Raw genomic sequence first — 13,096 nt, 5'->3', positions numbered from 1 at the left:
GCACACCGGCCCGACCTCAAAGACTACCTCCTCGGCCCAAACGCAGCACGCGTCGTCAGACACTCAGAAGTCTCAGTCTACGTCGTGCGCTGATCAATAGCCGGTCATTTCAAGGTAGCCGCGCCCTGTGTGACTGCCTGATACCATGATCGGGCCTTCCCAATATTCAAATCGCGTTGCCATCCATGCTTTGGGCGTCAGGGCCGTGACTTCGACATCCATTCCGCGTTCAGGCAATTCAACGCGCCAGCGAACGGGGATGTCTCGCTCTGCGATCCGCGCTGTGTCCAGCGGGGTGAAACGGGTTGACCCGTCCGGCAACGGGGTTGTGGTGCCATCTGCGCCAATCCACGTGGCCGCCGTGAAATCTTGTTGCGTCCCGCGAAGACGGAAGGCCATCAGCTTGTCTCCGTCGTCAAAACTGAGCGAGAACCAGTCCCATCCGATCTGATCCGCGGCCAGAGGTTGCGAGGACCATTCTCGATCCAGCCAGCCCTGACCCTGCACGGCGACATTGCCTTCCGGCAGGTGCAATGTTCCCTCAACACTGTAGAAGGGCTGCGAGTAGTAGTGGCTTGCCTGTCCTTCGGCGGATTTCACGGAATATCCGTCCGCCCCGTGAAACACCAACGGGCCTTGGGCTGTCAGGCTCAGGTCATACATGAACTCTGCGCCGCTGGCACGCAGCTGCAAGCTGTTCAGATCATCCCCTCGCATATACCAATCATCGACCCATGCCTCGAACGGTGAGGCCGTCACTCCGGCCTGACCGATGCCGCCGCGCGAGAGACGCTCGGCCAGAAAATGGTTGTCAGGCGTGGTGACGGCAGCGTGGCCCAGCCAAAGCTGTGGGTTTTGCCAGCCATCTGTTTGAAAGGGCTTCAATGCAGATCGGAACAATGTCCACTGGATACCATAGTCGCGCCCGTCTTCACCTTGCAGATTGGCCGTCAGGTACCACCACTCGATCCGGTAGTCGGGGTGAGGGCCGTGGTCAGCCGGGAATTGAAATTGATATCCGGGTTGGGGGATCGCAAAGCCCTCGGCCGATCCGCCCAGCCCCGCATAGCCTTGCGCGTGAGCCCAATTGGGTAGAAGCAGAACGGTGATCAAAAACCAAGCCCTAACGTTCATTGGCAAATACCCTCAGTAAATCCGCAGGTGGCAGGCGCAGCAGGCGCAAGGCAGGCAGGGCGGCCGCAACAAAAGCCGCCAGAATGGTCAGCGCCAGAAGATAGGCCCAATCCACAGGGAAAAGATACATCGGCAAGCGCCAGCCAAAAGCCTCGACATTGATGACGGCCAGCAGGGCCCATGCAAGTGCAAGCCCAAGTGGCAGCGCCAGCACTGCTGTCAGTGCGGCCAACAGGATACTGCGCAGCACCTCGAGCCACGCCAGCCGATTCCGGGTTATCCCCAGCGCCCAGACCGGCGCGATCTGGGGCAGGCGCTGGGTCCACAAGGTCATCAGGCTGGTCAATATGGCAAACCCGGCCACACCCAGCGTCAGGACATTCAGAGCCGAGGTCACGACAAAGGTCTTGTCGAACACTGTCAGCGATTGCGCCTTGATCGCCGCTTGCTGAACCACGGCGCCCGACGGCAGATCGAACCGGTCGCGCAACTCTTGCGCCAGCGCCGAGGCGCGCTCGGGTGGGATGCGAATGCCGAATTGCCGTGTCTCGACCCCCGGTGCGATCATGTCCAACAGCGGCATTGCGACAATGGCCTGCCCGGTTGGGTTGCCATAGTCGGAATAGACGGCGGCGATGGGCAAGGTGGTCGCCGATGTCAGCGCCAACTCATCGCCGGGCCAGAGGTTTTGACGGCGGGCGAGTTGCTCGTTGATCAATACTGCGCGCCCCTGCATCACTTGGTCCCACGCGCCGTCGGACGTGGCGATCAGCGGCCAGTTCTCGCGATAAGTCGGATGGTCCAGAACGCCGTATAGGAACAATGGACCGCTTTCATGCGCTATTTCGGTGTTGCGAATGGGCAGGATCATATCAGCCTGAGGGGCAAGCCACTGGGCGATCTCTTGGCCCTGGGCATCGTCGGCGGCGGTCAGGTAGAGTTCCGAGGCCAAACGCTGATCGAGCCAGCCGGTAAAGGTCAGGCGGAAGCTCGACACCATCGTGCTGACGCCGATATTGGCGGCCAGTGCCAGCAGTAGGGCCATCAATGCCAGCGAAAGGCCCGGTAGTTGCGCGCGCATATCCGACCAGACCCATTGCGCGACGGGGCCGTTCGCCCGAGCCCCGAAGCCGCGTAACAGGATGGACAGAAGGAACGGAAGCAGTAGGGCCGAGCCGGTCAGAAGGCCCGCGACCAGGATGAACCCAGCGATCAAGCCTCCGATCGCCAATTGCGCGCCGATACCCAGAGCAATCGCGGCTACTCCGGCCATCGCGATCACCCGTCGGCCCGAGGCCGCGCTGCGCCAGGCTTGAACGCCTGCCCCGGACAGCAGCGGCAGGTGGGCTAGTCGATACAGGGCGTGACCGCTGGCCAGCAAGGTACCACCCAGCGCCATGGCAAGTCCGGCCAAAGCCCATTGTGGTTGCAGGCTGATCTGCCCGCTGACTGGCGCGCCGTATAGACCGCGCAGCGTGGCGGCCACATCAGGCAACAAGGCACCAGCGATAAAGAACCCGAGCAGCAGACCCAACACGCCGCCGATCAGGGCCAGTAGGGTCAACTCGGCCAGAATGGTCCAGACCAGCCGCCGCATCGACACGCCAAGGGCGCGCAAGGTGCGGATCATCGCGCGCCGTTGGGCGAAGGCCAGCCCAACCGTGCCATGCACGATGAACAGGCCCACTGCAAAGGACAAAAGCCCGAAGGCGGACAGGTTCAGATGAAAGCTGTCGGTCAATTGCGCGGTGTCCAATTGGTCCGCGGCGGGGATACGGTCGAGATCGGGGGTGATCTCTGGCAGAGCGGGCAGGCCCTTCGGTTGTTGTGGCAATACGACCAGGTGGCTGATCTGGCCACGACGGTCCAGCAGGGTTTCAGCCACGCCGATATCGGTCAGGATCAAACCGGGTGGCAGGGCGTCGCTGATCAGGACCGGCGGCAGAGACTGCTGGTTTTGCAACCGGTCGGCCACTGGGGGCGTTGTCAGCAAGCGACCCGGTGCGGTCAGCATATCGGCAGGGTCAGGCGGGGCAGCCCCTTCTTCGACCTGAGTAACAGCGGGCAGGGCCGGGTAGGCGACCATATCAACACCAAGCAACCGGAACCTGTTCTCTCCGATCCGAACCGAGCCTTCAAGCACAGCGGCCACCTGCCAACCTGCGCGTCTGAGCGTTGCATATTGCTCGATCGGGATCGTCCCCGAAGGGTTGCGCAGCGTGTCGAAGCGGCCCAGCAGCAGTTGATCATTGGCGCGTTGATAGCTGGCCCGCGCCTCGGCATTGATGGCCTGAACCGCAGACCACAGGCCCGTGGCCAGCGCGATGCCGATCAGCAATGTGGCCAGTTGCAACCGATGCGCCCGCCAATGGGACAGCAGAGCCAGCAGGACGACACGCGTCATGCCACCCGCCCACCAGACAGATGCGCGTGATGATCCAGTCGCCCGGCAATGTCCTGTGAATGCGTGACAAGCAGCAGCGCAGCCTTGGTTTCCGCGATCAGGGACAGCATCAGGTCCAGCACCGTGGCGCTGGCAGTTTCGTCCAGATTTCCCGTCGGCTCATCCGCAAGCAGCAGCTTGGGTCGTGTTGCCATGGCGCGTCCGATGGCGACGCGTTGCTGCTGGCCTCCCGACAGGGTCTCGGGGTATCGGTCCAGTAAATCGGACAGTCCCAGTCGCGTGGCCAGATGACCGACCCATTCTGCATCCAGCCGGTTCGCAAGCCGCGCGTGAAAAGCTAGGTTCTGCGCGACGGTCAGTGAAGGGATCAGGTTGAACTGCTGAAACACCAATGCCACGCTTTCACGGCGCAAGGCCGCCCGACCGGGATCGTCCAAACCAGACAGAGCGGTCCCGCCCAGCGTGATCTCGCCCCCGTCGAACCCATCGAGCGCGCCCACAAGGTTCAAAAGCGTGCTCTTGCCGCTGCCGCTTTCGCCCGTCAGCGCCAGAGTTTGCCCGCGATCAAGGTTCAGCGTCACCCCTTGCAAAACGGGGCGACCACCCGGATAGGATTTCCGAACGTCGTCGATCTTCAGCAGCATTTCCAAGCCTCTAACGATGTCCGTCACAATGTGGACCCTTCGGCATTGGTGTCCAGACCAGAGTTGGTTTCGCACCCTTTCGTCGCAGCCGGGCAGGTGGGGTTGTTCAGCCCTGTTGAACACGTCATGGTGAGGTCAAGTGGTCACAATGAGACGGGCAAGCATGACATTACCAGAGCAAATTGTCTGGGGCAGTCTTTATCTGGGGATTTGCTTCCTGATCGAGATCGTGCTGCTGACTTGGTGTACGCAGGTGATCCGAGTGCTTTCTCTGCGGTTGGAGCAGAGCAAACGGTTCTTTACGATCGCAGCACCTTTATGTACCGCGCTGGCGTTTATCGTTCTGATTCATACGTTTCAGGTCTGGCTATGGGCCGTTGTGTGGGTGCTGGGGGAAACACTGCCGGAATGGAATGAGGCGCTCTATTTCTCATTGGTGACATTCACGACACTTGGCTATGGCGATATTGTCTTGGGTGAGGGGCTGAGGATTTTCGGCGCCTTCGCCTCGGTGACGGGCCTGTTGGCGTTCGGGTTGTCCACAGCCTTCATGGTCGCCTTGATGACCCGTGTTTTTCAGGAAGAGTTGATCTCTTAAAGGATCGGCGCAAAGAGCCGCGCCAGAGGGGAGCCGAAGCGGATATAAAGGCGTTGTTCGGACAGGTCGCGGTCCAGCTCGTAGCTTTGTTCGAAATCCGCCTCCAGCATTTGGGCCACCGCATTGGCGGCGCGGCTGTCAAAAAAGAGCGCCATGGCCTCGAAATTCAGGCGGAAGGATCGGTTGTCTAGATTCGTGGTACCGACGGCGGCCAACGTGTCATCCACGACAAAAGCTTTTTGGTGCATGAACCCGTTGGTATAGCGGAAGACCCGCGCGCCACAGTCGCGCACCTCGTCGAAATAGGCAAAGGCTGCCAGCCAGGGCAGGCGGTGATCCATCACTTCGGGTACCAGAATGCGCACGTCTACCCCGCGCAGGGCAGCGTGCTGAAGGGCGGTCATTATGTCGATATCGGGCACGAAATAGGGCGATGCGATCCACAAACGCTCTTTCGCCTCGGTAATGGCGGCAAAGAACATCATTGAACCGGTTTCTGTTTCGTCACCGGGACCAGTTGCAACCAAAAGCGCGTTCATGTCCTGATCAGACTCCGAGCCTGCCCAGTCCAGATCGTCGATCAGGTCTTCTTCATGGGCCCAGTGCCAATCTTCGGTAAAGATCAATTGCAGCTGCCGGACGATATGACCGCTCATCTTGATATGCGTATCGCGCCAGTGCCCGAAATAGTTGTCTTGCCCCAGATATTCGACGCCTACATTGTGCCCGCCGATAAACCCGGTTTCACCATCGATGATCACCGTCTTGCGGTGGTTGCGGTAATTGAGCTGAAAGCGGTGTTGTGGTCCGCGCCGATCACGCGGGTTGGCAATCTCGACTCCGGCTTCGCGCAGCGTGTCCAGATAGGCCGTGGGCAGGCCATAGCTGCCGACAGCGTCAGTCATGAAGCGCACGCTCACGCCACGCTGGGCAGCGTCGATCAGTTTGGACTGCAACCTTTGGCCCAGCGCGTCATCGCGCACGATGTAGAACTGTATCAGGATGTAGTTCTGCGCCGCATCAATCGCCTCGAATATGGCGTCGAACGTGGCTTGCCCGTCGACCAGCAACGCGGCCCCGTTCCCGCGCGAGACGGGCAGGTGGGCAAGTGCCTCGAACGGGCGCGGGTTGATCCGCATCGTGGCCGGATCGGGTCGTGAGAAATCGGCGAATGTCTTGATCCCTTCGACCACACTTTCGCTGTGCTTGCGCGCGATGCGATAACCGCGAAACCTGTGGTGGCCCAGAAACAGATAGAGCGGGACGCCAAACACCGGGGCCGAGATCAGGAATACCACCCAGCCAACGGCCCCTTGCGGCGTGCGCGCGGTCTGCGCGGCGCGGATCGCAAAGACTGCCGCCAGCACATAAAGCGCAAAGACAAGCGCAGAAACAAGCAATGTCCACACGGGGTTATAGGCCCTCGTTCCAGTTATTTGCCCCAGTGTATCCCCGTTTGCGATCGGGGGCTATACGCGTGCTGAGATTAAGGCAACCGAGCCGCCAATTGCGCGAGGTCGGCCCGCAAGGTGTCCCGAACCTCGCCTGAATTCGGGCGGTCGCGCAGCGTTTCAAACCAATGCAGAGGTGGCCGCTTGCCCGCAGCCCTGTTCCAGCGCAGGCCGCGCAAAGTGCTTTGCGAGGTGTTGTTCAGCCGGTCCGGGATCTCGGTCCCGTTCAGCACCGCCCAAACACCTGTCCAAAGTCGGGCGACTGACCACGGGTTGTATCCGCCGCCACCCAACACCAGCAGGCGTGGCGCCAAGCCGCGCAGGGCCGCCACGGTGCGCCAATGGGCGTTGTTGGACAGGGTTAGGCGCGACAGAGGGTCCTCGGCCACTGCATCGGCCCCGCATTGCAGCACAATGGCCTGAGGTCGGAACGACGTTGTGGCGGGCAGGATCAATTGGTCGAGGATCGTATAGAACTCATCATCATTCAGCCCGCGTTCGACGGGCAGATTGAAGGCGGCACCGCCAGCCGTGTCCGTCAAAGCGCCGGTAAAGGGCCAGCGGCGCGTTTCGTGGACCGAGATCATGCGGATTTTGGCCGACCCTGCAAATGCGCTTTCAACCCCGTCGCAGTGATGGGCGTCAATATCCACGTAGACGATTCGATCCAGCCCGGATTTCAACAAGGTCAGTATCGCCAGAACCGGATCGTTCAGATAGCAAAACCCGTTGGCGCGGTCCGCAAGACCATGATGCGTGCCGCCTGCGGGGCTGAAAACGATGCCGCCCTCGCGCAGCAGTTCGGCACCCAGCATCGACCCTCCGGCGGCGGTGGCGGGACGGCGGTACATCTCGGCAAAAACAGGGTTGGACAAAGTTCCCAGCCCGTATCGGCTGCGTGTGTCATTCGAGACGGCCTGCTCGGCCTCGGCCTGTTGCAGCGCGGTGATGTAGTCCGGCGTATGAAATGCGTGCAGGGCAGAGGGTTTTGCGCAAGGACTGACACGGTAGTTCTGCTGGTTCAGCCAGCCTTGCGCGCGACACAGGTCGATGACCGTCGACACACGCGGAATCGCCAGCGGATGCTGTGTGCCGTAGGTAGAGTGCCGATAGATCTCGGACCCTATGAACATAGGCTGCATGGTTCACCCTGCGCGCGGGTCTTCGCCCAAGCTTCCATCCAGCGACATCATGATCGCAATCGGCCTGAGTGCTGGGATATGGCTGAACACGATCAGAATGCAGACGGTCAGCGGCACGCTGAGGAACGCGCCGATCATGCCCCAGACCGTGGTCCAGAAGGTCAGTGCCAGAATGACAAGGAAGGTCGACATGTTCAGCGACCGCCCCAGCATGGCCGGGTCTACGAAATTGCCGATCAGGAATTGGATGGTGCCGCACCCCAGCACGATTATCAAAAACGGACCGATGCTTTCAAATTGAACCAGCGCGATCATGGCCGGGAAAATGACCGCAATGATCGAGCCGATCGAGGGGATGAAATTCAGCGCGAAGGTCAGGACGGCCCAGGTCTCGGCATATTCCAGCCCGAGAACACGGAAGATCGAATAGCTGATCCCGGCCGTGACCAGGCTGATAAAGGTCTTTACCCCCACATACCGTTGCAGACTAAACGAAATGGCATCCAGCACCGCCGCGAAGTCTGCTCCGGTTTGAGGGTTCCCCGCAACCAGTTGTATTTTCTTGCGAAACGCCAACCGCTCGGCCATCAGGAACGCAACATACAGGCTGATCAGAAAGAACTGATTCAGCAACGAGGTAGCGCTGCCCAGCATTACGCGCGCGACATAGGACATGTCGATGCTGATCAGATTGTCACGGATAAAGCTTGTAACGTCATTGCCTACCAGCCCCGCGATCCGGTTCACGGCGCTGTCGAATTGATCTTCGTAGGTGTTGATCGAGCGGGCAAACTGTGTCGCCTGACTGCCCAGAATATACATGATCATGAACAAACCGGCCAAAACAACGATAACACCGGCGATGTTGGCCACCCAGACCGGCACGCGCGTGATGGAGATGACACGATCGCTGACCGCGATGATTAGAACGTTGATCAGCAAGGCCATGGTCAGCGGGATCAGAAAGGCGGACCCAGCATAAAGGCCCAGCACCACCAGCGTGGCGACTATCGCGGTGTCACGCACGACCGACAGGCGCAGTCGCGGTCGTGTCACATGTGGTTCCTGATCCAAAGGCATCGTTTTGTCTGTTGCCATTCTAGCTGTCTTGAGAAGCCGATTTACTGCTCTGATCCTGCACAGCCGAACAGGATTATGCAATGCGCGCAAGCGTTTGGGAGTATTAATTTGCGTTGAATCGGGTTTTGACGGTTCTGTGATCCGGCGCGCCGCGTTAAGATTTGGACATGAGCGCCAATATGATTCCTTCCGCAAACCGACCCCTTCAGGCGCTATGGCTGGCCTTTGGCCGGTTCAGTGCCAAAAACGGAATGGTCATGAGCAGCCATGTTGCCATGTCCCTGATGCTGGCCCTGTTTCCCTTCGTCCTGTTCACAGTCGCCTTGGCGGGGACACTGTCGCAAGACTATGTCACCAATGAGTTGATCGAGCTGATTTTCGGCGCCTGGCCCAAAGATGTCGCCGATCCGATCGTGGCCGAGCTGAGAGCAGTTTTGCAGGCTTCGAACTCCAGCGTAATCACGCTGGGGGGGCTGTTGGCAGTGTTTTTCGCCTCGAACGGGGTAATGGCAGTGCGGGCGGCGATGAATCAGGCTTATCATGATCAAGACAGTTGGCCGTTTTGGAAAACCCGCCTTTACTGTCTTGGGCTGGTGATTGCCGGAGGAGCGACCGTTCTTGCAATTGCTGCGGTCGAGGTTGTCTTGCCAGTATATACAAGGCTTGTATCCGAAAAAACGGATGTGAACGTGTCCAATTGGCTGTCCGTGGATCGGCTGCGCTGGACCTTTACAGTGGCGGTCCCAGCGGGGCTTGTGATGCTGGCCCATCTTCTGCTGCCGACGCGGCGCCACAAGCTGACGCAAATCCTGCCCGGCGTGGCGTTGACGCTTGCGCTCTGGGCGGCGGGCGGGTGGGGCTTCTCGATCTATATCGGGCAGTTCGCCTCGTACAACGCGACCTATGCGGGGCTGGCCGGAGTGATGGCGGCACTGATTTTCCTGTACCTCTGCGCGGCCATGCTGATTTTGGGGGCCGAGTTCAACGGGGCGTTGATGGATCTGGGCGAGGCGGCGGACTAGCTTCACCACATCCCGGCGCTGTGCTGCCTTGTTTGGGTCATTTTCCCGGCAAACTCTGCGTGTATCGGTACAGACAAGGTCAAACCCGTCTGTGTTAAAAGGTGCCCAATGTCAGATAAACCGGTTCACACGTCGCAACTGCAACGCCCGCTGTCGCTGGCACAGCGGATCGAAGATTTACGGACCCGCAAGCCGGAATACCTCAACCATGGGGACGCGCTTTTGATGCAAGGGATTGCCACCGCGTCGTTGCGCCAGCAGGTTCTGGCGGGTGATTTCCTGTCGATGGAAGATTAAGTCTCGCAGCGAAACCCTGTCGCCACAACGAATTTTTCCGAACTGTCGGACCGCGAGGCAGGCGGTTTCACGTTGGCGACCTTGGTGAATTTCTGCTTAAGCAGCTTTTGCAAATCGCCCTCGGCCCCTCCGGCCAGAACCTTCGCGACAAATGTGCCGCCTTCTTCCAGCACATCAAAGGCGAAGTAAGCGGCGGTTTCACACAGTGCCATGATGCGCAAATGGTCGGTTTGCTTGTGCCCGGATGAGGCAGCGGCCATGTCCGACATCACCACATCAGCCTTGCCGCCCAACCACTCTTTAACCTTCTCGTCGGCATCGTCTTCCATGAAGTCCAGCACATGCGCGGTTGCGCCCGCGACGGGTTCGACCTCCTGCAGATCAACGCCCAGTACGGTGCCGATCCGCTTGCCGCTTTTCTCGCCAAGCGCGTTCACTCTTGTGACAGCCACCTGCAACCAACCTCCGGGCGCGCAGCCCAGATCAACGACGCGTGCACCGGGAACCAGAAAGCGGAATTTATCGTCCAGTTCCAATATTTTGAATGCTGCACGCCCTCGGTACCCCTCGGCCTGTGCGCGTTTAACATAGGGGTCGTTCAATTGCCGTTCCAGCCAGCGGGTCGAGCTGAGTTTACGCCCACGCGCCGTCTTGACCTTAACCTTCAGGTCGCGTTGCCCGCGACCCGAGTTGCTTTTTCCAGTCGGTGTCTTCGCCATCAGAACGGTCCGTCTTCCAATACGCCGTCCGCGCTCATCTGCGCATAAAGCAGTCCTTCGCGCAGCCCCCGGTCCGCCACGGAAAGGCGGTCGGTGGGCCAGCAGCGCAAGAGGGCCTGCAAAATGGCCGAGCCGGACATGATCAGGGCCTGCCGGTCGTCGCCAATGCGCGGGTCCCGGCGCCGTCCCTGAGGGCCGAGTTCTAGATACCCTCGTATCACTTTGTCAATCTGATCGCTGGTCATGCGCAAACCGTCTACCTTGGTCCGGTCATAGCGCTTCAACCCCAGATGTGAGGCAGCCACGGTCGTAACCGTCCCGCTGGTGCCAACGATCTGGAACCCTTCGCGGGCCTGTTCGTCCTTGTAAGGCGCAAAATCAGCAAGGTTTTCTTCAAAGAACCAGCTCATCAGCGCAAAGCGGGCCGAGTCATCCTCTACATCGTTGAACTGATCGCGCAGTGTTGCAACACCCAGCGGAACGCTGATCCAATCCACCACCTTGGCTGCAGGGAACGGGCTTTCGACCGGGTGAAACCCATGGTGCAACCGCATAATCGCAGCAGGCCGGTCACGGCGGGCAATGGATGAGATATCGATCCACACCAATTCGGTCGAGCCGCCGCCGATATCGACCACCAGCAACTGCTCGGTCTTGGTCGACACGAGAGGCGCGCATGAGATCACGGCCAGGCGTGCTTCTTCCTCGGGCTGGATGATCTCAAGCGTCAGGCCGGTTTCGCGCTTTACCTGACGAATGAAATCACGCGCGTTCTTGGCGCGGCGGCAGGCCTCGGTCGCGACAAGGCGCATCCGTTTGACTTTATTGCGTTTCAGCTTCTGCTGGCAGATGCGCAATGCCTGAATGGTGCGCGCCATCGAAGACCGAGACAGCCGTCCGGTCCTTTCGAGCCCCGCGCCCAACTGCACGGATTTCGAGAAACTGTCGACCACATGAAAGCCGCTGCCCTTGGGCTGGGCAATCAACATGCGACAACTATTTGTACCCAGATCCAGCGCCGCATACAGCGCATCGGGATCGGGCCTTGCCGGCGCGGGGCTTTCGACCGCCTTCGGGAACGCGCCCGCACCTTTGGGACGCTTGGGCGCCATCTTCAACGCCCTCCGATTTTCGAGTTACCCCGACCATAGGTCGCGCGTTCTTATCGCGCAAGACGCTCATTATAGTGATGAGGATTTTGATATGCGCGTTTGATGCCGAATTCGTTACAACCCCGGTATCCCGTCGTAGGCAAAACGTCGTTTGAAATGCGCCTTGTGTCGAAAACCGACCGACCTGCGACCATATAGATGTTTAGAACCGGTCCATCTGGTTAGGAGGAATCATACGCGATGCCTGACGTCACCATCGTTTACTGGCGCGACATCCCTGCTCAAGTCATCGTCGGCAAAGGCCGTCGAGGTGCCAAGCGGCAGTTGGAGGAGCGGTTCGAACAAGCCATCGACCGAGCGGCGATGAAGGTGAATGCCAAGGACAGCGATGCCTATCTGGCCGAATGGCGCAAAGCAGATCCTTTCGCGGTCGAGGGCGAGCCCTCGGAGATCGCCGAAGCCGAAGCAGCGCGTCTGGAAGCGGAATATGATCAGGACCGTATCAAAGCGCTGATCGCAAATGACGGTTGGGCATGAGCCCGAAATCTATATGGGAGGCCGCTATGGCTTTGCTGAACTTCAAAAAACGTGATGCTGTCGAAAACGGCCCTGTGAACCCGACCGTCGAAGCCTTTTTGCAGGGCTATTCGATCGAGGTGATGCCGCGCACCGCCGAAAAGGTCGAAGATTTCCGCGCGCTGCTGCCTGAAGGCACTCGCGTCTACATCGCCCATATCGAGGGCACGCCCATCGAGGACATGGTCAAGACCGCCAAGCGCATCGCTGCCGAGGGCTATCCGGTGATGCCGCACTTCCCCGCGCGGATCATCAAAGACGCCGCGACGCTGGAAAACTGGATTTCGATGTATCAGGGCGAAGCGGGCGTTGAGCAGGCGCTTCTGCTGGCCGGTGGTGTCGAGAAACCCCATGGCGATTTCCACAGCTCGATGCAGCTGATGGAGACCGGTCTGTTCGACAAGGCAGGCTTCAAGCGTCTGCACGTGGCAGGCCACCCCGAGGGCAATAAGGATATTGACCCGGACGGTTCGACCAAGAACGTGGAAGACGCGCTGCGCTGGAAACAGAAATTCAGCGAAACCACCGACGCCGAAATGGCGTTGGCCACTCAGTTCGCCTTTGACGCCAAACCGATCATCGCTTGGGCCGACAGCCTGAAAGAGGCAGGGATCGATTTGCCGATCCATATCGGTATCGCGGGTCCGGCCAAGCTGCAGACCCTGATCAAATTCGCCATCGCCTGCGGTGTTGGCCCCTCGCTGAAGGTTCTGCAAAAGCGCGCCATGGACGTGTCCAAGCTGCTGCTGCCCTACGAGCCCACCGATGTTCTGACCGAGCTGGCCAACCACAAGGCGGCCAACCCGGATTTCAACATCACCAACGTGCATTTCTTCCCACTTGGCGGTATCAAAACCAACGCCACCTGGGCCATCAACAACGGCGGCGCTTCGGCAAAGCCTGCAAACTCCTAAGGA

The 13,096-nt window shown here is 59.7% G+C and carries 13 protein-coding genes and 1 pseudogene; 6 read left to right on the top strand and 8 right to left on the bottom strand.

What is annotated here, in order from left to right; translation table 11 throughout:
* Window positions 1-93, top strand: a pseudogene (locus tag ACR0DB_RS22190) (universal stress protein); the annotation flags it as partial.
* On the opposite strand, the gene ACR0DB_RS22185 reads toward ACR0DB_RS22190, so the two are convergent.
* Genes ACR0DB_RS22185 through ACR0DB_RS22175 form a run of 3 tightly spaced genes read right to left on the bottom strand, consistent with a single transcriptional unit; the run spans window position 94 to window position 4,182 of the window.
* Window positions 94-1,134, bottom strand: a complete 1,041-nt coding sequence (locus ACR0DB_RS22185) for a lipocalin-like domain-containing protein (protein ID WP_480553033.1) — start codon at window positions 1,132-1,134, stop codon at window positions 94-96.
* The gene (locus ACR0DB_RS22180; RefSeq protein ID WP_480553031.1) at window positions 1,124-3,538 is read right to left on the bottom strand and encodes an FtsX-like permease family protein; all 2,415 of its coding nucleotides are present in this window, start codon (window positions 3,536-3,538) and stop codon (window positions 1,124-1,126) included. Before ACR0DB_RS22180 ends, ACR0DB_RS22185 begins: the two co-directional genes overlap by 11 nt.
* Complete coding sequence (locus ACR0DB_RS22175; protein ID WP_480553030.1) at window positions 3,535-4,182, bottom strand: ABC transporter ATP-binding protein; 648 nt, start codon at window positions 4,180-4,182, stop codon at window positions 3,535-3,537. Before ACR0DB_RS22175 ends, ACR0DB_RS22180 begins: the two co-directional genes overlap by 4 nt.
* A gap of 163 nt (window positions 4,183-4,345) precedes the next feature.
* On the opposite strand from ACR0DB_RS22175, the gene ACR0DB_RS22170 reads away from it, so the two are divergent.
* Window positions 4,346-4,780 carry an ion channel gene (locus ACR0DB_RS22170; RefSeq protein ID WP_170769812.1) on the top strand — a complete coding sequence of 145 codons (435 nt, stop codon included), beginning with the start codon at window positions 4,346-4,348 and terminating at the stop codon, window positions 4,778-4,780.
* Here the strand turns inward: ACR0DB_RS22170 and cls are convergent.
* The 3 genes from cls to ACR0DB_RS22155 all read right to left on the bottom strand — a co-directional run bounded on the left by cls (window position 4,777) and on the right by ACR0DB_RS22155 (window position 8,471).
* Window positions 4,777-6,189, bottom strand: coding sequence for a cardiolipin synthase (gene cls / locus ACR0DB_RS22165; protein WP_480553028.1), 1,413 nt, complete (start codon window positions 6,187-6,189; stop codon window positions 4,777-4,779). The two genes, ACR0DB_RS22170 and cls, sit on opposite strands and share 4 nt — an antisense overlap.
* Before the next feature lie 77 nt (window positions 6,190-6,266).
* Window positions 6,267-7,373: an acetoin utilization protein AcuC gene (locus ACR0DB_RS22160; protein ID WP_480553026.1), complete on the bottom strand. Its 1,107-nt coding sequence runs from the start codon at window positions 7,371-7,373 to the stop codon at window positions 6,267-6,269.
* Window positions 7,374-7,376: 3 nt separating this feature from the next.
* A complete protein-coding gene (locus ACR0DB_RS22155) occupies window positions 7,377-8,471 on the bottom strand; it encodes an AI-2E family transporter (protein ID WP_480504277.1) in 1,095 nt (364 codons plus the stop codon).
* Window positions 8,472-8,620: 149 nt separating this feature from the next.
* Between ACR0DB_RS22155 and ACR0DB_RS22150 the strand changes: the two genes are divergently transcribed.
* The gene (locus ACR0DB_RS22150) at window positions 8,621-9,475 is read left to right on the top strand and encodes a YihY/virulence factor BrkB family protein (RefSeq protein WP_170769809.1); all 855 of its coding nucleotides are present in this window, start codon (window positions 8,621-8,623) and stop codon (window positions 9,473-9,475) included.
* A gap of 108 nt (window positions 9,476-9,583) precedes the next feature.
* On the top strand, window positions 9,584-9,772 hold the full coding sequence (locus tag ACR0DB_RS22145; protein WP_170769808.1) for a hypothetical protein: 189 nt from the start codon (window positions 9,584-9,586) through the stop codon (window positions 9,770-9,772).
* Here the strand turns inward: ACR0DB_RS22145 and ACR0DB_RS22140 are convergent.
* Window positions 9,769-10,491 carry an RlmE family RNA methyltransferase gene (locus tag ACR0DB_RS22140; RefSeq protein WP_480553025.1) on the bottom strand — a complete coding sequence of 241 codons (723 nt, stop codon included), beginning with the start codon at window positions 10,489-10,491 and terminating at the stop codon, window positions 9,769-9,771. The two genes, ACR0DB_RS22145 and ACR0DB_RS22140, sit on opposite strands and share 4 nt — an antisense overlap.
* A complete protein-coding gene (locus ACR0DB_RS22135) occupies window positions 10,491-11,603 on the bottom strand; it encodes a Ppx/GppA phosphatase family protein (RefSeq protein WP_170769806.1) in 1,113 nt (370 codons plus the stop codon). The genes ACR0DB_RS22140 and ACR0DB_RS22135 overlap by 1 nt, the downstream gene beginning before the upstream one ends.
* A gap of 240 nt (window positions 11,604-11,843) precedes the next feature.
* Between ACR0DB_RS22135 and ACR0DB_RS22130 the strand changes: the two genes are divergently transcribed.
* On the top strand, window positions 11,844-12,140 hold the full coding sequence (locus tag ACR0DB_RS22130; protein WP_170769805.1) for a virulence factor: 297 nt from the start codon (window positions 11,844-11,846) through the stop codon (window positions 12,138-12,140).
* 26 nt (window positions 12,141-12,166) lie between these two features.
* Window positions 12,167-13,093: a methylenetetrahydrofolate reductase gene (locus ACR0DB_RS22125; protein ID WP_480553022.1), complete on the top strand. Its 927-nt coding sequence runs from the start codon at window positions 12,167-12,169 to the stop codon at window positions 13,091-13,093.
* Window positions 13,094-13,096 lie beyond the last annotated feature (3 nt).

Source organism: Ruegeria sp. AB6, from assembly GCF_056542685.1.
Note: the sequence above shows the minus strand (reverse complement) of the source record. Positions and strands in the feature narration are given on the sequence as shown.

Bases quoted from the DNA above. Each gene is read 5' to 3' on its own strand.
- ACR0DB_RS22155 (WP_480504277.1), bottom strand. From the start codon at position 8,471: ATGGCAACAGACAAAACGATGCCTTTGGATCAGGAACCACATGTGACA.
- ACR0DB_RS22175 (WP_480553030.1), bottom strand. From the start codon at position 4,182: ATGCTGCTGAAGATCGACGACGTTCGGAAATCCTATCCGGGTGGTCGC.
- ACR0DB_RS22140 (WP_480553025.1), bottom strand. From the start codon at position 10,491: ATGGCGAAGACACCGACTGGAAAAAGCAACTCGGGTCGCGGGCAACGC.
- ACR0DB_RS22130 (WP_170769805.1), top strand. From the start codon at position 11,844: ATGCCTGACGTCACCATCGTTTACTGGCGCGACATCCCTGCTCAAGTC.
- ACR0DB_RS22170 (WP_170769812.1), top strand. From the start codon at position 4,346: ATGACATTACCAGAGCAAATTGTCTGGGGCAGTCTTTATCTGGGGATT.
- ACR0DB_RS22160 (WP_480553026.1), bottom strand. From the start codon at position 7,373: ATGCAGCCTATGTTCATAGGGTCCGAGATCTATCGGCACTCTACCTAC.
- ACR0DB_RS22145 (WP_170769808.1), top strand. From the start codon at position 9,584: ATGTCAGATAAACCGGTTCACACGTCGCAACTGCAACGCCCGCTGTCG.
- ACR0DB_RS22150 (WP_170769809.1), top strand. From the start codon at position 8,621: ATGAGCGCCAATATGATTCCTTCCGCAAACCGACCCCTTCAGGCGCTA.
- ACR0DB_RS22135 (WP_170769806.1), bottom strand. From the start codon at position 11,603: ATGGCGCCCAAGCGTCCCAAAGGTGCGGGCGCGTTCCCGAAGGCGGTC.
- ACR0DB_RS22180 (WP_480553031.1), bottom strand. From the start codon at position 3,538: ATGACGCGTGTCGTCCTGCTGGCTCTGCTGTCCCATTGGCGGGCGCAT.
- ACR0DB_RS22125 (WP_480553022.1), top strand. From the start codon at position 12,167: ATGGCTTTGCTGAACTTCAAAAAACGTGATGCTGTCGAAAACGGCCCT.
- ACR0DB_RS22185 (WP_480553033.1), bottom strand. From the start codon at position 1,134: ATGAACGTTAGGGCTTGGTTTTTGATCACCGTTCTGCTTCTACCCAAT.